The organism is Kitasatospora sp. NBC_00315 (genome assembly GCF_041435095.1).
Taxonomy (GTDB): domain Bacteria; phylum Actinomycetota; class Actinomycetes; order Streptomycetales; family Streptomycetaceae; genus Kitasatospora.
The window spans coordinates 2,402,763-2,425,790 of sequence record NZ_CP108025.1 but is presented as its reverse complement, the minus strand read 5'-3'; the positions used below and the strand labels follow the sequence as shown (position 1 = coordinate 2,425,790).

Here is a 23,028-nt window from a genome sequence, read left to right as displayed (position 1 = left end):
CGGGTCCCTTGCTCCGCGGGCCCGCTCGGCTCGGCCCCGCTCGGCCCGGCCGGCCCGGGCCCCCTTCGGGCGCCGCCCGGCGTGCCCCGGACGGCCCCGCACCGGTGGCCGTCCGCCCGCGCGGCGCGTGGACTGGTGTGCGTATGCATCCGGGCCTCGGCCGGCGCCGCGGCACAGCAGCAGGCAGCAGAGCGGGGAGTGGGATATGCGCTGGGGAACCGCGGCCGTCGTGGCGGCCGCCGCGGCCGGGACGGGCATCGCCGTCCTGGCACTCGGACGCAGGGTGTCGGAGCGCGCGGTACATCCCCGCGCCGCCGCGGCGAAGGGCGCAAAGGGCGCGGCGCAGGTGAGGGTGCTGGGCCTGGCCGCCGGACGCGTCGTGCTCACCCCCACCCCGCAGACCACCCGCCCCGGCCGCTACGCCCTGGAGTGGGGCGGCGGGGGGCACGCGGTCGTCGGCGAGGTCCTGCAGAGCGACCGGCAGGGCGTCACCCGTCGGCTGGAGCGCGCCGACAACGGCACGCTGGACATCGGCACGGCCGTCCGGCTCACCCCCCGGGTGTACCTGGGCGACCCGGAGCGCGCGCTCGGGCTGCCCTTCATCGAGACCGCGTCCGAGGGCGAGTCCGGTCCGCTGCCCGCCTGGTACGTGGACGGCAGGCGGGGCACCTGGGTGCTGCTGGTGCACGGGCCGGGCGCCGACCGGCAGCAGACGCTCTGCGCGGTACCGCTGCTGCACCGGCTCGCGCTGCCGGTGCTCTCGGTCACCTACCGGGGGGACGAGGACGCGCCGGCCTCGCCCGACGGGCTCGGCCACTTCGGCGACACGGAGTGGCGCGACGTCGAGGCCGCGATCCGCCTCGCCCTCGACAGCGGCGCGGGCCGGGTCGTCCTCTACGGGTGGTCGCTGGGCGCCACCATGGCCCTGCAGACGGCGGCCCGCTCCGCCTGGGCCTCCGCGGTCAGCGGGCTGATCCTGGACTCGCCGGTGCTGGACCTGCCGGCCACCATCCGCCGGGAGGCGACCGGAGCGGGCGTCAGCGCCCCGCTCGCCGGGCTGGGCGCGCTGGCCGCCGAAGGGCGCTCCAAGGTGGACCTCGCGGACTTCGCCCGGCTGGCCCAGGGCACCGACCTCCAGGTGCCCACCCTGCTGCTGCACGGCACGGAGGACGCGGTCGCCCCCTGGGCCGCCGCCGAACGCCTCGGGAACCGGCGGGCGGACCTGGTCACCCTGCGGCCGGTGCCCGGGGCCGAACACGCCGCCCTGTGGAACGCGAACCCGGCCGGCTACGAGGAGAGCCTGCGCCGCTTTCTCACGCCGCTGCTCTGAACGGCCCCGGCGGCCGGCCGCCGAGCCCCGCAGACGGCTCCCGAGGGCCCGGGCGCTTGCCACGGCCCGGCACTCGCCACGGCCCGGCGCTCCCCACGGCGGGCCGCGCCGGTCGGTGGGCAGCCCGGCCGTCGTACTCCTGTCATGTCACATACATGCCATGTTCACCATCCGACGGCCCGGTTTGCGGGTGGTTGCCCGCTCTTGCGGCCTTCGGCGCCCCGGCTCCCCACAGACTCGCCGAACTCGATGTGACAGAACGCCCGTGCACGGGGAAGACTGCACGGCGTGACGTCTCGGAACCCGCGCGACCGTGATGCCCCGCTCCCGCCGACGATCGGTACCGGCGCGACGGTGACCCGTCTGCCCGGTACGGCCCACCGTCCCGACGGTGCGCGTCCGGGCGCTCCCGGCGCACCCCGCCGCCGTGGCCCCGCACCGGCCCCCGGGCGCGGGCGCGTCCCCGTACCCGAAGGCTTTCCGGCGCCGGCCGAGCTGGCCCCGCTGGCCCGCCGGATGCTCGTCGACGCCGTCCGGATCGCCCGCTGGGCGGGCGAGCTGGAGCAGGTCGACAAGCGCGGCGAGCTGCTGCCCGACGACGCCCGCGCGGCGGGCCGGGCACTGGCCATGACCGTCGGCGCCGCCGCCAAGGCCTGGGGGCAGGCCCTGCTGGTCGGCCTGGTCGAGCCCCGGGACGGCGGCGCGGCGCCCGGCTGGCGCCTGCACGCCTGGGAGCACGACGACGAGGCCGTCGTCCGCGGCTGGTCCGCGCTGTTCGACGCCTGGACCCTGCTGGCCCCGGTGCCGCCGGCCGCCCTGCGCGGGGTCTTCGCCGTGCTCGCGGGACAGGCCGTCGACCAGGCCCCCCAGCTGCTCTCCTTCCTGCACCTGGTGGACGGGCCGGTGGCCGAGAGCGAGCTCATGGAGCTGCTGCGCCGGGGCCTGGACGAGAGACGGCTCGGTGCCGGCGGCGCCACCGCCCTCTCGCCGGTGCCGCACGCCGCCTCCGCCGTCTCGGCCGTGCGCGGCACCTGCCGTGAGCCGCAGGTCGACACCCCGTCCGCGCCCTCCGACGTCGCCGCCGTGCTGGACTGGATGCTCGACGGCCTGGCCGCCGTCGGCGCCGTGGTCCGCCGGGACGAGGCGGCCGAACTCTCCCGCCTCGGGCACTGGGCCGTGCGAGCCAAGCTGGAGGAGATCTGCACCGTCGCGCAGACCGCCGCCGGGCACATCGAGCAGAGCGCCCGTGAGCTCCTCAACGCCTGCGCCGACTACTCGCCGGGCCCGGCTCGCGCGGAGTACCGGGCCTGGGTCGCGGCCCGTCCGGTGGACCGCGCCGTCGCCGAGCTGCTGGACGCCGCGCAGGGCGAGGACGCGCTGGTGCGCGGCCTGGCCTTCGAGGCGCTGCGGGTGGCCGGCGGCACCGCCGAGCAGGCCGTCCGGGCCGCCGTCGACGAGCCCGTGCTGCGGCCCTACGCACTGCTCTGGCTGGCCGAGCAGTCGGACGAGGAGAGCGTCTCCCCGGCCGACGTGCTGGGCGCCGAGGACGCCGCCTGGCTCTGGGTCGACACCGCCGCCGCCGTGCTCGACCACGGCGAGACGGGGCTGCTGGTCGGCCATGTGGAGGGCGCCTCGGCCGGGGATCCGGTCCGGCTGTTCGCGCGGGCCCGGCAGTCCGGCCACCCGCGGGCGGCCTCCGTGCTCACCGCCGTCTCCGGGGTGCACCCCGACCCGGCGGTGGCCCGGGCGGCCCGCCGCTCGGCCTTCTCGGTCCACAACGGCGGCGCGTAGCCCGCGCCCGCCGACGCCGACCCCGCGGTCGGCACCGGCGAACGCCGAAGGGGCCCGGATCCTGGCGGATCCGGGCCCCTTCGGCGTTGCGGTGGCTCTCGGTCAGCCGATGCGGGACTCCGCGCGGCGGGCGCGGACGTCGCCCACCTTCTGGCCGACCTTGCGTCGGATGACCAGCAGCGGGGCCATCGCGGCCAGCGCGATCTGGGCGAACGCGCCGATGTGCAGCAGGGTGTCGCCACCCGGCAGGCCGGTCGCCCAGGCGGCGAGGCAGCCGATGCTGACGACGATCCAGCAGAGCGTCGCGGTGGCCAGCAGGCCCTGCGGCTTGGGGTACTCGATCCGGCTCATCATCAGGTACGCGGTACCGGCGATGGCGAGCAGCCCCGGCAGGAACGGCGGGTCCAGCAGCACGATGGCGATCACCGTCATCGCGCCCATCGGGCACGGCATGCCCTGGAAGACCCCCGGCCGCATCTTCACGGCCGAGAAGCGGGCCAGCCGCAGGACCACCGACAGCAGGACCGTCAGGGCGATCAGCGCCGACAGCCGGCTGTCCGAGCCGGGCGAGACCATGCCCCAGACCGCGACGAAGTAGGCCGGCGCGATGCCGAAGCTGATCAGGTCGGCCAGGTTGTCGAGTTCGGCGCCGAGCGCCGAGGAGCGCAGCCGACGCGCCACCAGGCCGTCGAACAGGTCGCACATCGAACCGATCAGCAGCAGCACCACCGTGGTGGCGGCGCTGTGCCGGTCCGGCGCGGCGTCCGGGTTGGTGATGTGCGGGACCAGGACCCCGGTGGTGATCGAGTAGATCGCCAGGAAGCCGCAGACGGCGTTGCCCAGGGTCAGGAAGTCGGCGGTGGACAGGTGCTGGGGCGAACGCGGGGCACGCAGCTCGCGGTCGCGCGCCCAGCGGCGGCGACGCAGCTCCGTCTCCTCGTCGTCCAGACCCGCGATCGTCTCAGGATCAGTCACGGTCAAGGCGTGTCACCCCGGCGGTGGTCTTCTGGCCGACCTCGACGCCGACCTCGACGCCGGCCGGCAGGTAGGTGTCGACGCGGGAGCCGAAACGGATCAGGCCGATCCGCTCGCCCTGCTCGACCTTGGTGCCGGCATCCACGTAGGGCACGATGCGGCGGGCCACGGCCCCCGCGATCTGCACCATCTCGATGTCGCCGAGCTCGGTGTCGAAATGCCACACGACACGTTCGTTCTGGTCGCTGTCCTTGTTGAACGCCGGGACGAAGCCGCCCGCGACGTGTTCGACGGACGTCACCGTGCCGGGCAGCGGGGCCCGGTTCACGTGCACGTTCAGCGGGCTCATGAAGATCGCCACCCGGGTGCGGCCGTCCGGCCAGGCGTCGATGCTCTGGACCACGCCGTCGGCGGGCGAGATGACCCTGCCGGTGCCGATCTCACGCTCGGGGTCGCGGAAGAACCACAGCATGCCCGCGCTGAGCGCGCAGGTCGGCACCGCCGCCAGGGCCCACTTACCGCTCCGCCTGGTGAGGGCGGTGGTAAGGGCGGCCGTGGCCAGGGTGGGGACGAACCAGGGGGTGGCTCCGCGCGCGATGGTCACGCGGGGTCGCCGGCCGGCCGTCGGAGCGGCGAGGGCATCGCTGTCCGTGACGGAGGTGTGAGGGGACGGGCTGATGGGCATCGAAGACCTTTGTCGCGGGGGATCATGGCCGCTGGACGGGGGCCACCGCGGGGATCGAGTGATAAAGGGACGGCTGTGCTGTCCCGGTGGATGCTATCGGGAGCACACGGTGGGTGGGCAACCCGCCTGCTCGTGCGTCTGTCCTGGGCTGCGCCGTGATGAGCCTGCTATGTGTACGACCGTAGCTCGCCCCGGTTCGGTTCCCAAGGGGTGCGGAGAGTCGGGTGACTCAAGTCTCAGCCCAATGGCGGGGCGCACGAGGGCGTACGGAAGCGGCCGCAGGGCGCGTACCAGCTGATACGCGCCTTGCGGCCGCCCCCGGAGGCCGTACCGAACCGCGGCGGACCAGGCCGGGGTACAGGGGTACGGCGGTGCCGGGGCGGGCCCGCACGCCCGCCCTCCGGCCGTCAATCGGAATTGCGTCGCCTAGTCGGCGAGTCGGTACTCCTCCAGCAGCCGGCGTCCCACGATCATCTTCTGGATCTCCGCCGTACCTTCACCGATCAGCAGCATCGGGGCCTCCCGGTAGAGGCGCTCGATCTCGTACTCCTTGGAGAAGCCGTAGCCGCCGTGGATCCGGAAGGAGTCCTCGACGACCTCCTTGCAGTACTCGGAGGCGAGGTACTTGGCCATGCCGGCTTCCAGGTCGTTGCGCTCCCCGCTGTCCTTCTTGCGGGCGGCCATCACCATCATCTGGTGCGCGGCCTCGACCTTGGTGGCCATCTCGGCCAGCTTGAACTGGATGGCCTGGTGCTCGGAGATCTTCTTGCCGAAGGTGGAGCGCTGCTGGGCGTAGGAGATGCCCAGTTCGAAGGCGCGGCGGGCGACGCCGCAGCCGCGCGCGGCCACGTTGACGCGGCCGACCTCGACGCCGTCCATCATCTGGTAGAAGCCCTTGCCGGGGACGCCGCCGAGGACCCGGTTCGCCGGGATCCGGACGTCCTGGAGGATCAGCTCCGTGGTGTCGACGCCCTTGTAGCCCATCTTCTCGATCTTCCCGGGCACGGTGAGCCCGGGGACGGTCGGATTCTGGCCGAAACCGGGCGTCTTCTCGATCAGGAAGGTGGTCATGTTGCGATACGGCGTGTCACCGCCCTCGTCGGTCTTGCAGAGCACCGCGACCAGGGTGGAGGTACCGCCATTGGTCAGCCACATCTTCTGGCCGTTGAGGACGTAGAAGTCGCCGTCCTTGACGCCCTTGGTGGAGATCGCCGCGACGTCGGAGCCGAGGCCCGGCTCGGACATCGAGAAGGCGCCGCGGATCTCGCCGGCCGCCATCCTGGGCAGGAAGTGGTCCTTCTGCTCCTGGGTGCCGTGCGCGTTGATCATGTGCGCCACGATGAAGTGCGTGTTGACGATGCCGGACACCGACATCCAGCCCCGCGCGATCTCCTCCACCACCAGGGCGTAGGTGAGCAGGGACTCGCCGAGGCCGCCGTACTCCTCGGGGATGGTCAGGCCGAAGAGGCCCAACTGCTTCATCCCCTCGACGATGGCGGTCGGGTACTCGTCCTTGTGCTCCAGCTCGCCGGCGACCGGAATGATCTCCTTGTCGACAAAGTCCCGCACGGTGGCGAGGATGTCCCGCTGGATCTCGGTGAGGCCGTCGGTCTGTGCGAGGCGTCCCATCGTGCGGCTCCTGTCATGCAGATGAAGAGGTGAGGGTGGGGGTGCGTACTGCGGGTACTGCGGGTGGTGCGGGTGGTGCGGGTGACTCTCGGGGTGGGGGTCGGGGACTCCGCGGGCGTGACTTCCGCGGAGCCCCCGTGACCGGGGAGGAGCCGATGACGGCGGCTCCTCCTGCCGGGGCTTTCGGGGGCCGTCAGGCGAGCGGCTCCGGACGGCCGGGCTGCTCCCCGCCGCGGGCCTTGGTGTACGTCTCGGTCGGCACCATCACCTTGCGGCGGAAGACGCACACGACCGTGCCGTCCTGCTTGTAGCCCTTGGTCTCGACGTGGACGATGCCCCGGTCGTCCTTGGACTTGGACGGCCACTTGTCCAGCACGACGGTCTCGCCGTAGATGGTGTCTCCGTGGAAGGTCGGCGCGATGTGCCGCAGCGACTCGACCTCCAGGTTGGCGATCGCCTTGCCGGAGACGTCCGGGACGGACATACCGAGCAGGAGCGAGTAGACGTAGTTGCCCACCACCACGTTCCTGCCGAAGTCGGTCGTCTTCTCGGCGTAGTTCGCGTCCATGTGGAGCGGGTGGTGGTTCATGGTGAGCAGACAGAAGAGGTGGTCGTCGTACTCGGTGACGGTCTTCCCCGGCCAGTGCTTGTAGACCGCGCCGACCTCGAACTCCTCGTAGGTGCGTCCGAACTGCATGAGATGTCCTTAGAAGAAGAAGGGGGTCGGCGGTCAGGCCTGCGGGGGCTCGAACTTGGAGGTGCGCTCGAAGCCGGCGGCCCGGCCCTTGCCCGCGATGACCAGGGCCATCTTGCGGCTGGCCTCGTCGATCATCTCGTCGCCGAGCATCGCGGAGCCCTTGGCGCCGCCGGCCTCCGAGGTGCACCAGTCGTAGGCGTCCAGGATCAGCTCGGCGTGGTCGTAGTCCTCCTGCGAGGGCGAGAAGATCTCGTTCGCGGCGGCGACCTGGTCCGGGTGCAGGACCCACTTGCCGTCGAAGCCGAGGGCGGCGGCGCGGCCGGCGACCTCGCGGTAGCCCTCGGCGTTGCGGATCTGCAGGTAGGGGCCGTCGATGGCCTGCAGGTCGTGCGTGCGGGCGGCCATCAGGATGCGCATCAGGATGTAGTGGTAGGCGTCCGCCGGGTAGCCGGGCGGCTGCTGGCCGACCACCAGGGTCTTCATGTTGATCGAGGCCATGAAGTCGGCCGGGCCGAAGATGATGGTCTCCAGCCGGGGCGAGGCGGCGGCGATCTCGTCGACGTTGACCAGGCCCTTGGCGTTCTCGATCTGCGCCTCGATGCCGATCTTGCCGACCTCGAAGCCCATCGTCTTCTCGATCTGGGTGAGCAGCAGGTCGAGCGCCTTGACCTGGGTGGCGTCCTGGACCTTGGGCAGCATGATGCAGTCGAGATTCGGGCCGGCGCCCTCGACCACCGTGATCACGTCACGGTACGTCCAGTGGGTGGTCCAGTCGTTGACCCGGACGACCTTGGTCTTCTTGCCCCAGTCGCCGTTGTTCAGCGCGTCGACGATGTTGTGACGGGCGCTCTCCTTGACCAGCGGGGCGCAGGCGTCCTCGAGGTCCAGGAAGACCTGGTCGGCGGGCAGGCTCTGGGCCTTCTCCAGGAAGCGCGGGTTGCTGCCCGGCACGGCGAGGCAGGAGCGGCGGGGGCGAAGCCGGTTCACGGTGGTCATGAGGGTGGTCGGTTCCTTCCGGGGTCAGCTGGTGGACGCGGCGGTGGTCGGCGTCCAGGGCTGGAGCCTGTTGGCGAGCCGGATCTCGTCCACGATCCGGCCGATGATGGTGGTGATGCCGAAGTCCTTCGGGGTGAAGACGGCGGCGATGCCGGCGGCCTTGAGGGCCTCACCGTCCGCTGCCGGGATGATGCCACCCACGATCACGGGGACATCCTCCACCCCGGCGCGGCGCAGCCGGTTCAGGACATCGGGCACCAGCTCGGGGTGGGCCCCGGAGAGGATCGACAGGCCCACGCAGTGCACGTCCTCCGCGACGGCGGCGGAGACGATCTGCTCGGGAGTCAGCCGGATCCCCTGGTAGACCACCTCGAACCCGGCGTCGCGGGCCCGGACGGCGATCTGCTCGGCGCCGTTGGAGTGGCCGTCCAGCCCGGGCTTGCCGACCAGCAGGCGCAGCTTGCCGGCGCCCAGCTCGGCCGCCGTGGCGGCCACCGCCTCGCGGACGGCGGCCAGCTCGCCGCCCGGCTCGGCCGCGACCGCGACCGGGGCGCCGCCGACGCCGGTGGGCGCGCGGTACTCGCCGAAGACGTCCCGCAGGGCGAAGGACCACTCGCCGGTGGTGACGCCGGCCCGGGCGCAGGCGAGGGTGGCGGGCATCAGGTTGTCGCTGGTGGTCGCGGTGGTCCTGAGCTGCTCCAGGGCGCGCTGGACGGCGTCGTCGTCCCGCTCGCCGCGCCACTGCTCGAGCGCGGCCAGTACGGACTGCTCGGAGGCCGGGTCGACCACCATGATCGCGGTGTCGAGGTCGGCCGTGAGCGGGCTCTCCTCGGTGGTGTCGAAGCAGTTGACCCCGACGATCTTGTCCTCGCCGGACTCGATCCGGGCCCGCCGGGCGGCGTGCGAGGAGACCAGGTTGGACTTGAGGTAGCCGGACTCGACCGCGGGGATGACCCCGCCCATCTCCAGCACCTTGGCGATCTCCGCCTCGGCGCCGGCCAGCAGCGCGGCCGTCTTGGTCTCGATGACCTCGGAGCCGTTGAAGATGTCCCCGTACTCCAGGAGGTCCGACTCGTAGGCCAGCACCTGCTGGATCCGCAGCGACCACTGCTGGTCCCAGGGGCGGGGCAGGCCGAGCGCCTCGTTCCAGGCGGGCAGCTGGACGGCGCGGGCACGGGCGTCCTTGGAGAGGGTGACGGCCAGCATCTCCAGGACGATCCGCTGGACGTTGTTCTCCGGCTGGGCCTCGGTGAGCCCGAGCGAGTTGACCTGGACGCCGTACCGGAAGCGGCGCTGCTTGGCGTCCTGGATGCCGTAGCGCTCCAGGGTGACCTTCTCCCAGAGCTGGGCGAAGGCCCGCATCTTGCACATCTCCTCGACGAAGCGCACGCCGGCGTTGACGAAGAAGGAGATCCGGGCGACCACCTCGCCCATCCGCTCGGCCGGCACCTGGCCCGAGTCGCGGACGGCGTCCAGGACGGAGATCGCGGTGCACATCGCGTACGCGATCTCCTGGACCGGGGTGGCCCCGGCCTCCTGGAGGTGGTAGCTGCAGATGTTGATCGGGTTCCACTTGGGGAGGTTGCCGACCGTGTAGGCGATCATGTCGGTGATCAGGCGTACCGACGGGCCGGGCGGGAAGACGTGCGTCCCGCGCGAGAGGTACTCCTTGACGATGTCGTTCTGGGTGGTGCCGGTGAGCCCGGCGACGTCCGCGCCCTGCTCCTCGGCGACCACCTGGTAGAGCGCCAGCAGCCACATCGCGGTGGCGTTGATCGTCATCGAGGTGTTGGTCCGTTCGAGCGGGATGCCGTCGAACAGGGTGCGCATGTCACCGACGTGCCCGATCGGGACGCCGACCCGGCCGACCTCGCCGCGGGCGAGGATGTGGTCCGAGTCGTAGCCCGTCTGGGTCGGCAGGTCGAACGCCACCGAGAGCCCGGTCTGGCCCTTGGCGAGGTTCTTGCGGTACAGCGCGTTGGAGTCGCTCGCCGTGGAGTGGCCCGCGTACGTGCGCATCAGCCAGGGCCGGTCGCGCGCGATCCGCTCGCTCCGATCCGTCATCAGATGTCCCGGAAGCGGTTGATGGCCGGCAGGTGCTTCTCGCGCAGCTCGTGGTCGCGCACGCCCAGGCCCTCGGACGGGGCCAGGCAGAGCACGCCGACCTTGCCCTGGTGCTTGTTCCGGTGGACGTCCAGCGACGCCTGGCCGGTCTGGTCGAGGGTGTAGACCTTGGAGAGCGTCGGGTGGATCTTGCCCTTCGCGACCAGGCGGTTGGCCTCCCAGGCCTCGCGGTAGTTGGCGAAGTGCGAGCCGACGATCTTCTTCAGGGACATCCACAGGTAGCGGTTGTCATACTGGTGCATGAAGCCGGAGGTCGAGGCGCAGGTCACGATGGTGCCGCCCTTGCGGGTGACGTACACCGAGGCGCCGAAGGTCTCCCGGCCCGGGTGCTCGAAGACGATGTCCACGTCCTCGCCACCGGTCAGCTCGCGGATCCGCCCGCCCAGCCGCTTCCACTCGCGCGGGTCCTGGGTGTTCTCGTCCTTCCAGAAGCGGTAGCCCTCGGCGCTGCGGTCGATGATCGCCTCGGCGCCCATCGACCGGCAGATCTCGGCCTTCTGGTCGTTGGAGACCACGCAGATCGGGGTGGCGCCGCCGGCCAGCGCGTACTGCGTGGCGTACGAGCCGAGGCCGCCGCTGGCGCCCCAGATCAGCACGTTGTCGCCCTGCTTCATGCCGGCGCCGTTGCGCGAGACCAGCTGACGGTAGGCGGTGGAGTTGACCAGGCCGGGGGAGGCGGCCTCCTCCCAGGTCAGGTGCGCCGGCTTGGGCATCAGCTGGTTGGTCTTCACCAGGGCCAGCTGGGCCAGGCCGCCGAAGTTGGTCTCGAAGCCCCAGATGCGCTGCTCCGGGTCCATCATCGTGTCGTTGTGGCCGTCCGAGGACTCCAGCTCGACCGAGAGGCAGTGTGCGACGACCTCGTCGCCCGGCTTCCAGGCGTTGACGCCGGCGCCGGTGCGCAGCACCACGCCCGCGAGGTCGGAGCCGAGCACGTGGTACGGCAGGTCGTGACGCCTGGTGAGCGGCGACAGCCGCCCGTAGCGCTCCAGGAACCCGAAGGTGGAGACCGGCTCGAAGATCGAGCTCCACACGGTGTTGTAGTTGACGGCGCTGGCCATGACGGCGACCAGGGCCTCGCCCGGACCGAGTTCGGGCAGGGCGACGTCGTCCAGGTGCAGGGACTGGCGAGGGTCCTTGTCGCGGCTGTCGAGGCCGGCGAACATCTGCTCCTCGTCCTTGTGGAGCGTGATCGCGCGGTAGGACTCCGGGAGCTTGATCGCGGCGAAGTCCGCCGCGGTGCTGTCGGAGCTGAGGATCGCGTCGAGGATTTCCTTCATGGCTGCCTCCGAAGGCGTACCTGTGTGAGGGGCACAGGGCGTCTGGGGGAGCCGGGAGCGGACACCGGCTTCGCTGAGGGTGGGTGGGTTGGGTGAGGCTGGCTCCCGGGGTGTGGGAGCGCCCGACGACGGCGCGCCGAGGTGGGGAGCCGCGGCGCCGCGACTGGTGAGTAACAAGGTAGTGGCACCCTGTGCCACTCGTAAAGACACTGGGTGTCATCAATTCAGGTGAATCGGATCGCCGTTCGAAGGGCCGTCCGCGGGCGCGGCGAAGGCCCGCCCCGGCAGACCGGGACGGGCCTTCGTTACGCCTCTGACCTGCGTGAACTGGTCGATCTACTGGGCTATCGGGCCCGCCAGCGCCGTCCGGATACTGTCCAGGACGACGTCCAGCGGGGCGTCGGTCCGGGCCACTGTGATGAGGACCTCACCACCCGGGCTGGCACTGAGTGCGCTCGAAACCACGGCCTCCAGGGCGGACCCGGGCTCCCCGCTGGCACCGGGTGCCACCTGCGCCCCACGCCGCCGCACCCCCGAGGGCTCGGTCGCCCAGAAGGTGCCGCGGATCACCTCGAACGAGTGGTCCAGCTGGGCCTCCACGTCGCCGTGCCCGCCCGCCCGCAGCCAGCGCCGCAGCACGTGGTTGTGCGCGGCGACCACGGCCGCCGCCGAGACCTCGGCCAGCATCGAGTCGTCGTCCCCGCCGCGCTGCCAGCCGGGCGGGATCTGCGAGGCCGCGTCGAACCGGCCCAGCAGGTACCGGGTGAACAGCCGCTCGTACCGGGCCACCACGGCGATCTCACGCTCGCGCAGGGCCGGCACCTGACGGATCAACTGGTAGCGCGCCACCGAGACGGAGGGCGTGGACGCGTACATCCGCAGCACCTCCTTGATGCCCCGGCAGACCACGTCCAGCGGATGCTCCTCGGGATCGGCGCTGGCCAGCAGGTCGGCCACCCGGACCAGGGTGTCGTCGTGGTCCGGGAAGATCGCCTCCTCCTTGGAGCGGAAGTACCGGAAGAAGGTCCGGCGGGCCACCCCGGCGGCGGCGGCGATCTGGTCGACCGTCGTCTCCTCGTAGCCCTGCCCGGCGAACAGCTCCATCGCCGCGGTGGCGAGGTCCTGCCGCATCTGCAGGCGCTGCGCCGCGGCCCGGCGACCGCCCGGGCCGGGATCCCCGGCGCCGCCCGCCGGTGCCGGACGCGCCGGCTCGTGCCGTACGGCCGACCGCCGTGCGGCGGACTGCTGCTCGGAGACTGCCTGAACCCGATCCATGCCCGGAACGCTACACGTCCCGGGCGACGCGGTATCGGGCCTGGCCCGGCGCACCGGGGTCACCGGTCCGCTCACCGCGGGCCGGGGCCAGCGGGAGGAGCCCGCACCGGGGCTCCAGCCGGCTCTCGGCGTCCCGCCCGCGGAGGGGCCGGTCACCGGCGTGCGTGGTCGCGGAACCCGCGGCCGGTCTTGCGGCCCAGGCAGCCCGCCGCGACCAGGTGCTCCAGCAGCGGCGCGGCCGCCAGGCCCGGCTCGCGGAACTCCTGGTGCAGCACCTGCTCGATGGTCAGCGAGACGTCCAGGCCGACCACGTCCAGCAGTTCGAACGGGCCCATCGGGTAACCGCAGCCGAGCTTCATCGCGGTGTCGATGTCGTCCACCGTCGCGTAGTGCTCCTGCAGCATCCGCACCGCGTCGTTCAGGTAGGGGAAGAGCAGGGCGTTCACGATGAAGCCGGCGCGGTCCCCGCACTCCACCGGGTGCTTGCGGACCTTGGCGCAGATCTCCAGCACGGTCGCGGTGACGTCCGGCGCGGTCAGCACGGTCGACACGACCTCGACCAGCTTCATCGCCGGGGCCGGGTTGAAGAAGTGCATGCCGACCACGTCCTGCGGCCGCGAGGTCGCGGTCGCGCAGCTGATCACCGGCAGGCTGGAGGTGGTGGTCGCCAGCACCGCGCCGGGGCGGCAGATCTTGTCCAGCGCGGCGAACAGCTCCCGCTTGACCGCGAGGTCCTCGGCGACCGCCTCGACCACCAGGTCGGCCTCGGCCAGGTCGGTGTAGAGGCCGGTCGGGGTGACCAGGGCGAGCGCGGTGTCCCGCTGGTCGCCGGTCAGCCGGCCCTTGGCGACCGACCGCTCCAGCGACTTCGCCAGCTGCGCCTTGGCCCGGTCCGCCTTCTCGCGGCTGCGGGCGGCCAGCAGCACCGTGTACCCGGCCTTGGCGAAGACCTCGACGATGCCGGTCGCCATCGTGCCCGAGCCGCAGACGCCGACCGTACGCACCTCCCGGCCGGCCGCGCGGACCGACTCCGCGCCGCCCGCGCCCGGCACCGTCCTGGACGATCCCGGTGCCTCGTACGTGTAGAAGCCGCGGCCGGACTTGCGGCCCAGCAGCCCGGCCGAGACCAGCTGGCCGAGGATCGGGGCCGGGGCGTGCAGGCGGTCCCTGGACTGCTCGTACATCGCCTCCAGCACGGTGCGGGCGGTGTCCACGCCGATCAGGTCCAGCAGGGCCAGCGGCCCCATCGGCAGGCCGCAGCCGAGCCGCATCGCCGCGTCGATGTCCTCCCGCGTCGCGTACTTGGACTCGAACATCGACGCGGCCTGGTTCAGGTACGCGAAGAGCAGACCGTTGACCACGAAGCCCGCCCGGTCGCCGGCCGCGACCGGCTCCTTGCCGAGCTCGCGGGCGAACCCGGCGGCGGCCTCGGCCACCTGCGGAGCGGTCAGCACCGTGCGGACCACCTCGACCAGCTTCATCACCGGCACCGGGTTGAAGAAGTGCAGGCCGAGCACCCGCTCGGGCCGCGCGGTGGCGGCGGCGATCCGGGTCACCGACAGCGCGGTGGTACCGGTCGCCAGCACCGTTTCCGCGGGGCAGAGGCGGTCCAGCTCGGCGAAGATCTCCCGCTTCAGCTCCAGCTGCTCGGGGACCTCCTCGATCACGAGGTCGGCGGCGGCGGCCGCGTCCAGCCGGGCGCCGACCGAGATCAGCGCCAGCAGCGCGGTGCGCTCCTCGGCGGTGATCCGCCCGCGCTCCACGTCGTGCGCGGTGCTCTCCTCGATCCGGGACAGGGCCCGTGCGGCGCTGTCGTCGTTCGCCTCGACGCCGATCACCCGGCGGCCGCTCCTGGCGACCGTCACCGCCACGCCGGCACCCATGGTGCCCAGGCCGACCACGGCGACAGTGGGAAAGGGACGCTCCATTGGATCCTGACTCCTTTGTCATGTGAACCCGGGCGCGCTCCGGCGGCGCGGCTGCGCCCCGTCGTCGGGGCCGGCAGCCGCCGGAGGAGGGTCGCGCACGGGGGGAGGGAGATGACGGTGGCGGCGTACGCGTCGGCGACCGGTCCGCTCCGGCCGTGCCACGGGTACGCCGTGCTGCTCAGGCGCTCAAGAGAAGGAAGCGACGCTGATACGAGGAACCCCGTCGTGCGCCGGTGCGGCGCAGGGCGGGTGAAGGGCACCCGTGCCGCCGCCCGGCAGAGCGCGTTGGCGCGGCCGGCGGCGACCCCGCCGGTGCGGCTCCCGAAGCCCGGCGGTGGTGCGTGCCGGTCACTGTAGCGAAGTTACCGACAAGTAGGAAGAGGGTGGACGGAGAAATCCGCCGGCGTCCTCCGGGCCGGTGAACGGTCGGCCGCCCGGTCGGCCGCAGTGGGCCGGCCAGGGCGTGCGGGCCGGGGGAGGGCGCGCGGGCACGCCGATCACCACCGACCGGGGACGGTCACGATCCGCCCCGGAGCGCACCGGACGGGACCTGAGCGCACCGGACCGGCAAACCACTCGTACGGGGAATGGCGCCCGCCGGGCGGGCACGGAAGCATGATCGCCATGAGCGCCGCCCCCACCCCCGGCCGTCCCCCGGCCGAGCGCCCCGCACCGGAGAGCCCCGCACCCGAGCAGGCCGTCGCCGAGCTCGCCATGGCCGAGCTCGCCATGGCCGAGCGCGCCGCCCGGGCACGGCTCGTCGCGGACCGGCTGCGCACCGCCGCCGTGGACGTGGTGGCCCTCGGCTGGGTGGACAACGCCGGTATCGCCCGGGTCAAGGCCGTCCCGGTGGGCGGCCTGGAGCACGCGGCCGCCCGGGGAGTCGGCGCCGCACCCTGCTTCGACGTCTTCCTGGTCGACGACTCGATCACCGAGAGCCGGGTCGGCAGCGGACCGGTCGGGGATCTCCGGCTGCGCCCCGACCTCGACCGGCTGGTGCCGCTCGCCGCCCAGCCCGGCTGGGCCTGGGCCCCCGCCGACCGCCACACCCAGGACGACACCCCGCACCCGGGCTGCCAGCGCCGGTTCGCCCGCCGGATGGAGAGCGCCGCCCGCGAGCGCGGGCTCACCCTGCTGGCCGGTGTCGAGGTCGAGTGGGTCGTCGCCCTGGCCGGTCCGCCGGAGGAGCCGCCGCGCTACCCGACCCACGGCCCGGCGTACGGGCTCCAGCGGTTGGCCGACCTGTCCGACTATCTCCGCGACGTCCTGCGGGCGCTGGAGCACCAGGGCCTGACCGTGTTGCAGATCCACCCCGAGTACGCGCCCGGCCAGTTCGAGGTCTCGGTCGCGGCCGAGGGCCCGGTCGCCGCCGCCGACACCGCCGTGCTCGTCCGGCACACCGTCCGGGCCGTCTCGATCCGGCACGGCCTGCGAGCCTCCTTCGCCCCGGCCGTCGAGCCCGACGGCGTCGGCAACGGCGCCCACCTGCACCTCAGCCTCTGGCGCGGCGAGCGCAACCTCGGCCACGGCGGCCCCGGTCCGCACGGGCTCACCGAGGAGGCGCAGGCCTTCTTCGCCGGGGTGCTCGCCGCCCTGCCGGAGCTGCTCGTCCTCGGCACCCCCAGCCCGGCCGGGTACCTGCGCCTGGTCCCCTCGCGCTGGGCCGGTGCCTACCAGTGCTGGGGCCTGGAGAACCGGGAGGCCGCGCTCCGCCTGGTCACCGGCTCGGCCGGCGAGCGGAGCAGCGCGGCCAACGCCGAGATCAAGTGCTTCGACGCGACCGCGAATCCGTATCTGGTCGTCGGCGGTGTGATCGCGGCCGGCCTGGCCGGCATCGACCAAGGGCTGCGGCTACCCCCGGAGACCACCGTCGATCCGGCCGCGCTCCCCCCGGGGAGCGTGCCGCGCCTGCCCACGGATCTGCCGCAGGCGATCGCCGCCTTCGAGCGGTCGGCCGTCCTGCGCGAGGCGCTCGGCGAGCCGTTGTACGAGGCGGTGCTCGCCGTCCGGCGGGCCGAGCAGGAGCTCTTCGCCGGCCGGGAGCCCGAGGAGATCATCGCGGCGACCCGCTGGCGGTACTGAGATGGCGGCCGGGGCCGGGGCCCCGGAGGAGGTCCGGCTGATCGACCAGCACTGCCACAGCGTGCTGACCGCCGAGCTCGACGACACCGAACTGGCCGCACTGCTCACCGAGTCGGACCGCCCGCCGGCGCCCGGCACCACCGCGTTCGACAGTGCTCTCGGGCTCGCCGTCCGCCGCTGGTGCCCGCCCGCACTGGGCCTGCCCGCGCACGCACCCGCCGCCGATTACCTCGCACGTCGGCGCGAACTGGGGGCGCCCGAGGCCGCCCGGCGGCTGCTCGCCGCGGCCGGTCTGGACACCTGCCTGCTGGACACCGGGCTGACCGCCGCCGCGGGCCGGCCGCTGCTGACACCGGAGCGGTTCGGCGTCCTGGCGGGGGCCCGGGTGCGGGAGGTGGTCCGGCTGGAGACGATCGCCGAGTCACTCGCCGTGGGCGCGGCCGCCTGGCCGTCGGCCGTGCGGGAGGCGGTCGGAGCGGCCGTCGAGGCGGGAGCCGTCGGCGTGAAGTCGGTGCTGGCCTACCGGTACGGGCTCGACATCCCGGGCGAGCGCCCGGGGCGGCTCCAGGTGCTCGCGGCCGCCGGGGCCCGGCTGGGCGCCGGCGGCGGCCGGCTGACCGATCCGGTGCTGTTGCGGCACCTGCTCGGGGTGGCGCTGGAGGTCTGCGCCGAGACCCGCCGACCGCTCCAGCTGCACACCGGGTTCGGCGATCCCGACCTGACCCTGCACCGGGCCGACCCGTCCCTGCTGACCGACTTCATCCGGGTCGCCGAGCCGAGTGGCGTGCCCCTGGTGCTGCTGCACGGCTACCCCTACCACCGGCAGGCCGGCTGGCTCGCGCAGGTCTTCCCGCACGTGTACGCCGACCTCGGACTGACGGCCTCGTACGCCGGACCGCAGGTGTCCGCGGTGCTCGGGGAGCTGCTGGAGTCGGCGCCGTTCGGCAAGGTGATGTTCTCGACGGACGGCTACGGCCTGCCGGAACTCCACCTGGTCGGCGCGGCCCAGTTCCGGCACGGCCTGGGCGCGTTGCTGGCGGCCTGGCGACGGGACGGCGCCTGCTCCGCCGCCGAAGCGGCCCGTCTCACCCGACTGATCGCCACGGACAACGCCCGCCGGGTGTACGGGCTCTGAGACGGGCCGCCCCTCGGCCGGCTGGGGTGCTGCCACCACCGCGGGCATCCCACGGGGGCGGCGACGCACCGGGGGCGGTGGAGAGCGCGAGGCCCGCTCCACCGCCCCCGGCCGACCACTTGGTCAGCCGATCGCTTCGTCAGCCGATCACTTGGTCAGCCGATCGCGCGCAGGTGGTCGCGCACACCGATGCCGAAGTTGGTCGGTGTGCCGTCGAAGTTGCTGATCAGCGAGGGGCCGGAGCCGCAGTCCCAGGTGTTCCAGGTCCAGCCGAGGTAGGAGAGCTTCTTGGCGTCCAGCCAGGACATCACCTGGTCGACGAAGCCGTGGGCGCAGTCGCTCTCACCGATCTCGCCGGCCATCAGCGGCACCTGGGCGGCGACCGGCGCCACCGTGGAGTCGAGGCAGGCGACGGTGGAGCAGGTGTTGAAGTTGTACACGTGGAAGGCCGCGCCGAGGTTGCCGGTCGGGTCCACCGGCTTGTGGGTCAGCCACTGGCCGAGGTCGTTGGAGTAGGCGAGCCCGCCGAGCAGGATGACGTTCTTGGCGCCGGTGGCGCGGACGGTGTTGACCAGCGTCTGCATGCCGCTGACCGGGTAGGAGATGCCGGGGCAGGCGCCGGCGCCGTCACGCCAGCAGAGCCACGCCTGGTCGATGCCGGAGACGGCGCGGTCCGCGTAGGGCTCGTTGAACAGGTCGAAGACGACCGAGGTGTTGTCCTTGAAGGTGTCCGCGACGGACGACCAGAACGGCACCGCCTCGGCACCCGGCATCGGCTTCTGGCAGGTGGCGTTCACATCGGAGCAACCGGAGGAGTTACCGGTGTACAGCCCGTGGCCCCAGTGCAACTCGACGATCGGGGTGATGCCGTTGGTGCGCAGGGCGTCGACCCAGGTCTTGATCGCGGCGCGGTAGTTGGCGCCGGCGTACTCGGGCTTGACGTTGGAGGCGCCGTTCCAGCAGTCCTCGTTGAGCGGGACGCGGACGGCGTTGACCTTCCAGCTCTTGATCGCGGCGATGGAGGCGGCGTCCACCGGGCCGTCGAAGAAGCCGTAGCCCTGCACGCACATGAACTCGGTGCCGGAGCGGTTGACGCCGTGCAGCGTCACGGTGTTGCCGGAGGCGTCGGCCAGGGTGTTGCCGACCACGTGCAGGGCCGGGGCGGCGCCGGTCGCGGTCGCGGTGGCCGTGGGGCTGGCCGTCGCGGTGGGGCTGGTGGTGGCCGTGGGGCTGGCGGTCGGGGAGGTGGTCGCCGTCGGGCTCGCGGAGGCGGAGGGGCTCGGGGAGGCGGTGCCCGCCGCGCCCGTGCAGCTGACGCCGTTCACCGCGAAGGCGGTCGGCGCGGTGTTGGTGCCGCTGTAGGCGAAGTTGGCGCCGGTTCCGGCCGAACCACCCGGTGCGATCGTCCCGTTGTACGACAGGCTGCTGACGCTGACGTTCTTGCCGGACTGGCTCCAGGTGCCGTTCCAGCCGCTGCCGGAGAGGGTCTGGTTGCCGGTGTACGCGTAGCTCAGCGTCCAGCCGTTCACCGCGGCGGTGCCCAGATTGTTGATCTTCACATTGGCGGTGAAGCCGCTGCCCCAGTCGTTCGTGGAGTAGTCGACGGTACAGGCGGTGGTGGCGGCCGCGGCACTGCCGGGGCCGACCATCGCGAGGGTCGCGGCGGCGGCTGCGGCCAGCGCCGAACCCATCGCGAGGGCTTTTCTGCGGACGGACATGGGGTGCTCCTAGAGGTGCCAAGATCGAGCGATTTCGTGGGCGCGCTCCCACATGCCCGTCACGGAAGATAGCGACCAGTGCCTGCCATGACAATCCATAAGCCTTTTCTGGCTTGGGGTTTGTCCGCCAGATGGGAACTGAAGAGGGTTCGCGCGCACCCTCTTGACACCTCTCCCGGCCGGTCCGATTCTTGGGAGCGCTCCCACAGCCTCGCGAACGCAGCGGCTCGGCCCCACCGGTCGCGGCGTCCCGCGACCGCACCGCATGCACGGCAAGGACCCGCTTCCCCCCACCAGATGGAGCTCGTCTTGTCACCTCCCACCCTGCACCCCCGGACACCCGGACGCCGCCTCACCGGTTCGCTCGGCGTCTCACTGGCCCTGCTCGCCACGGGTCTGACCACGGCGGTCGGCGCGCCGGCCTCGGCCGCCTCGCTCCAGTGCACCGTCGACTACACGACCAACGACTGGGGCAGTGGTTTCACCGCCAACGTCGCCGTCAACAACAAGGGCACCGCCGCGATCAGCGGTTGGACGCTGAGCTACGCGTACACCGGCAACCAGACCCTCTCCGGCAGCGGCTGGAACGGCACCTGGAGCCAGTCCGGCAAGAACGTCAGCGTCAGCAGCCTGTCGTACAACGGGACGATCGCACCGGGTGGTTCGGCCACCGCGGGCGCGAACTTCGCCTACAGCGGCACCAACACCGCGCCGACCGCCTTCGCGGTCAACGGCGTCAGCTGCACCGGTGCCCACGCGGCGCCCGTCACCACGCTCACCAGCCCCACGCCCGGGTCGAGTTACGGTGCCGGGGCGAGCATCCCGATCAGTGCGACCGCCACGGCCTCCGACGGGGCGAGCATCAGCAAGGTCGAGTTCTACGACAACACCACCCTGCTGGGCACCTCGACCACCGCCCCGTACGGCTTCACCTGGACGGGCGCGGCCGCCGGCAGCCACTCGGTGTACGCCAAGGCGTACGACAGCACCGGCGCCAGCAGCGAGTCCACCCCGGCAGGCGTCACGGTGGCGGCCGGCCCGGCCATCTCGGCCGTGCCGACCAGCGTCTCGGTCGCCCAGGGCAAGACCGCCACGTTCGCGCTGAAGCTCTCCGCCCAGCCGACGGCGAACGTCACCGTCGCCACCGCGCGGACCGCCGGCAACACCGGGCTGTCCGTCACCGGCGGTGCGAGCCTGACCTTCACCCCGGCCAACTGGGCGACCGCGCAGAGCGTCACCCTGACCGCGGACGCGGCGGGCACGGGCTCGGCGACCTTCACCTCCACCGCTCCCGGGTACAGCTCCTCGGTCGTCACGGTGACCGAACTCGCCGCCGCCAGCGGGGTGTACAACGACCGCTTCCTGCAGCTCTACAACAAGATCAAGGACCCGGCGAACGGCTACTTCTCACCCGAGGGCATCCCCTACCACTCGGTGGAGACGCTGCTCGTCGAGGCGCCGGACCAGGGCCACGAGACGACCTCGGAGGCGTACAGCTACCTGCTCTGGCTGGAGGCCCAGTACGGCCGGGTCACCAAGGACTGGACGAAGTTCAACTCGGCGTGGACGCTCATGGAAACGTACATGATCCCCACCCACGCCGATCAGGCCACCAACAGCTTCTACAACGCCTCCAAGCCCGCGACCTACGCCCCCGAGCGCCCGCTGCCAAGTGACTACCCGGCGCAGCTGGACAGTTCGGTGACGGCGGGTCAGGACCCGATCGCGTCCGAGCTGAGCAGCACCTACGGCACCAGCGACATCTACGGGATGCACTGGCTGCAGGACGTCGACAACGTGTACGGCTACGGCAACGCGCCCGGCAAGTGCGAGGCCGGCCCGAGCGACACCGGTCCGTCGTACATCAACACCTACCAGCGCGGCGCCCAGGAGTCGGTCTGGGAGACCATCCCCCAGCCGACCTGCGACAAGTTCGCCTACGGCGGCAAGAACGGCTACCTGGACCTGTTCGTGAAGGACTCCTCGTACGCCAAGCAGTGGAAGTACACCGACGCGCCGGACGCGGACGCCCGCGCCATCCAGGCCGCCTACTGGGCGGACACCTGGGCGAAGGCCCAGGGCAACGGCGCCTCCGTCGCCACCACGGTCGCCAAGGCCGGCAAGATGGGCGACTACCTGCGCTACTCGATGTACGACAAGTACTTCAAGAAGATCGGCAACTGCGTCGGGGCCAGCACCTGTGCGGCCGGCTCGGGCAAGGACTCCTCGCACTACCTGCTCTCCTGGTACTACGCCTGGGGTGGCGCGAGCGACACCAGTGCCGGCTGGTCCTGGCGGATCGGCGACAGTGCCGCGCACGGCGGCTACCAGAACCCGATGGCCGCCTACGCCCTGGTGAACGACGCGTCGCTCGCGCCCAAGACGCCCACCGGCAAGGCGGACTGGACCGTCAGCCTGGGCCGCCAGATGGAGTTCATCCAGTGGCTGCAGTCGAGTGAGGGTGCCATCTCCGGTGGTGCGACGAACAGTTGGGAGGGCAGCTACGCCACCCCGCCGACCGGTACGCCCACCTTCTACGGGATGTACTACGACGAGGCGCCGGTCTACCACGACCCGCCGAGCAACCAGTGGTTCGGCTTCCAGGCCTGGGGCATGGAGCGGGTCGCGGAGTACTACTACGCGAGCGGCGACGCCAAGGCGAAGGCCGTTCTGGACAAGTGGGTGACCTGGGCGCTGTCCAAGAGCACCTTCAACGCCAACGGCACCTACCAGATCCCGTCGACGCTGTCCTGGAGCGGGGCGCCCGACACCTGGAACGCGACGACGCCGGGCGCCAACACGGGCCTGCACGTCAACGTGGTCGACTACACCCAGGACGTCGGCGTGGCGGGCTCCTTCGCCAAGCTGCTGTCGTACTACTCGGCCAAGTCCGGCAACGCGGCGGCGAAGACGGCCGCCCAGAAGCTGCTGGACGGCATGTGGAACAACAGCCAGGACGCGCTGGGCATCGCCATCCCGGAGACCCGGACGGACTACAGCCGCTTCAACGACTCCGTCTCGGTGCCCTCGGGCTGGACGGGCACCATGCCCAACGGTGACCCGATCAACTCCTCGTCCACCTTCCTGTCGATCCGGTCCTTCAACAAGAACGACCCGTCGTTCGCGAAGGTCCAGACCTACCTGAACGGCGGGGCCGCCCCGACGTTCACGTACCACCGGTTCTGGGCGCAGGCGGACATCGCGACCGCGATGGCCACCTACGGGGATCTGTTCAACGCCTGATCCCGTCACCCCACCGAAAGCCGGGCGCACGGCCTGACCGACACAGGCCGTGCGCCCTTTCGGCGTGCCCGTGGTGTGTTGAATCCGTGTCAGCCCCTTGCGGATTGAAACGTCTGTTCACTAATGTCCCGATCATTCCCATG

At 72.1% G+C, this 23,028-nt stretch carries 15 protein-coding genes; 5 read left to right on the top strand and 10 right to left on the bottom strand.

What is annotated here, in order from left to right:
• Nucleotides 1–205 precede the first annotated feature (205 nt).
• Nucleotides 206–1,330, top strand: coding sequence for an alpha/beta hydrolase family protein (locus OG823_RS09615; RefSeq protein WP_371479041.1), 1,125 nt, complete (start codon nt 206–208; stop codon nt 1,328–1,330).
• Between the two features lie 288 nt (nt 1,331–1,618).
• Entirely contained in the window at nt 1,619–3,121 is a 1,503-nt protein-coding gene (locus OG823_RS09610) for a hypothetical protein (RefSeq protein WP_371479040.1), read from the top strand.
• A gap of 102 nt (nt 3,122–3,223) precedes the next feature.
• Here the strand turns inward: OG823_RS09610 and OG823_RS09605 are convergent, their stop codons facing one another.
• The 9 genes from OG823_RS09605 to OG823_RS09565 form a co-directional block, all read right to left on the bottom strand.
• Entirely contained in the window at nt 3,224–4,102 is an 879-nt protein-coding gene (locus OG823_RS09605; protein WP_371479039.1) for a phosphatidylcholine/phosphatidylserine synthase, read from the bottom strand.
• The gene (locus OG823_RS09600; protein WP_371479038.1) at nt 4,089–4,781 is read right to left on the bottom strand and encodes a phosphatidylserine decarboxylase; all 693 of its coding nucleotides are present in this window, start codon (nt 4,779–4,781) and stop codon (nt 4,089–4,091) included. The genes OG823_RS09605 and OG823_RS09600 overlap by 14 nt, the downstream gene beginning before the upstream one ends.
• Nucleotides 4,782–5,207: 426 nt before the next feature.
• The gene (locus tag OG823_RS09595; RefSeq protein ID WP_371479037.1) at nt 5,208–6,410 is read right to left on the bottom strand and encodes an acyl-CoA dehydrogenase family protein; all 1,203 of its coding nucleotides are present in this window, start codon (nt 6,408–6,410) and stop codon (nt 5,208–5,210) included.
• A gap of 193 nt (nt 6,411–6,603) precedes the next feature.
• Nucleotides 6,604–7,107 (bottom strand): MaoC family dehydratase, encoded by a 504-nt coding sequence (locus OG823_RS09590; RefSeq protein WP_371479036.1) that lies wholly within the window; start codon nt 7,105–7,107, stop codon nt 6,604–6,606.
• Nucleotides 7,108–7,140: 33 nt separating this feature from the next.
• A complete protein-coding gene (locus OG823_RS09585; RefSeq protein ID WP_371479035.1) occupies nt 7,141–8,103 on the bottom strand; it encodes a CoA ester lyase in 963 nt (320 codons plus the stop codon).
• A gap of 24 nt (nt 8,104–8,127) precedes the next feature.
• Nucleotides 8,128–10,167, bottom strand: a complete 2,040-nt coding sequence (locus OG823_RS09580; protein WP_371479034.1) for a protein meaA — start codon at nt 10,165–10,167, stop codon at nt 8,128–8,130.
• Nucleotides 10,167–11,504: a crotonyl-CoA carboxylase/reductase gene (gene ccrA / locus OG823_RS09575; protein WP_371479033.1), complete on the bottom strand. Its 1,338-nt coding sequence runs from the start codon at nt 11,502–11,504 to the stop codon at nt 10,167–10,169. The genes OG823_RS09580 and ccrA overlap by 1 nt, the downstream gene beginning before the upstream one ends.
• Before the next feature lie 336 nt (nt 11,505–11,840).
• Complete coding sequence (locus OG823_RS09570; RefSeq protein WP_371479032.1) at nt 11,841–12,779, bottom strand: TetR family transcriptional regulator; 939 nt, start codon at nt 12,777–12,779, stop codon at nt 11,841–11,843.
• Nucleotides 12,780–12,931: 152 nt separating this feature from the next.
• Nucleotides 12,932–14,707: a 3-hydroxyacyl-CoA dehydrogenase family protein gene (locus OG823_RS09565; RefSeq protein ID WP_371479031.1), complete on the bottom strand. Its 1,776-nt coding sequence runs from the start codon at nt 14,705–14,707 to the stop codon at nt 12,932–12,934.
• Nucleotides 14,708–15,436: 729 nt separating this feature from the next.
• On the opposite strand from OG823_RS09565, the gene OG823_RS09560 reads away from it, so the two are divergent.
• The gene (locus OG823_RS09560; RefSeq protein ID WP_371484380.1) at nt 15,437–16,789 is read left to right on the top strand and encodes a glutamine synthetase; all 1,353 of its coding nucleotides are present in this window, start codon (nt 15,437–15,439) and stop codon (nt 16,787–16,789) included.
• Between the two features lies 1 nt (nt 16,790).
• Nucleotides 16,791–17,924 (top strand): amidohydrolase family protein, encoded by a 1,134-nt coding sequence (locus OG823_RS09555; protein WP_371479030.1) that lies wholly within the window; start codon nt 16,791–16,793, stop codon nt 17,922–17,924.
• A 155-nt stretch (nt 17,925–18,079) separates the two neighbouring features.
• Here OG823_RS09555 and OG823_RS09550 read toward each other — a convergent pair whose 3' ends face one another.
• On the bottom strand, nt 18,080–19,642 hold the full coding sequence (locus OG823_RS09550) for a cellulase family glycosylhydrolase (RefSeq protein ID WP_371479029.1): 1,563 nt from the start codon (nt 19,640–19,642) through the stop codon (nt 18,080–18,082).
• A gap of 297 nt (nt 19,643–19,939) precedes the next feature.
• Between OG823_RS09550 and OG823_RS09545 the strand changes: the two genes are divergently transcribed.
• A complete protein-coding gene (locus tag OG823_RS09545; RefSeq protein WP_371479028.1) occupies nt 19,940–22,885 on the top strand; it encodes a glycoside hydrolase family 48 protein in 2,946 nt (981 codons plus the stop codon).
• Nucleotides 22,886–23,028: the final 143 nt, after the last annotated feature.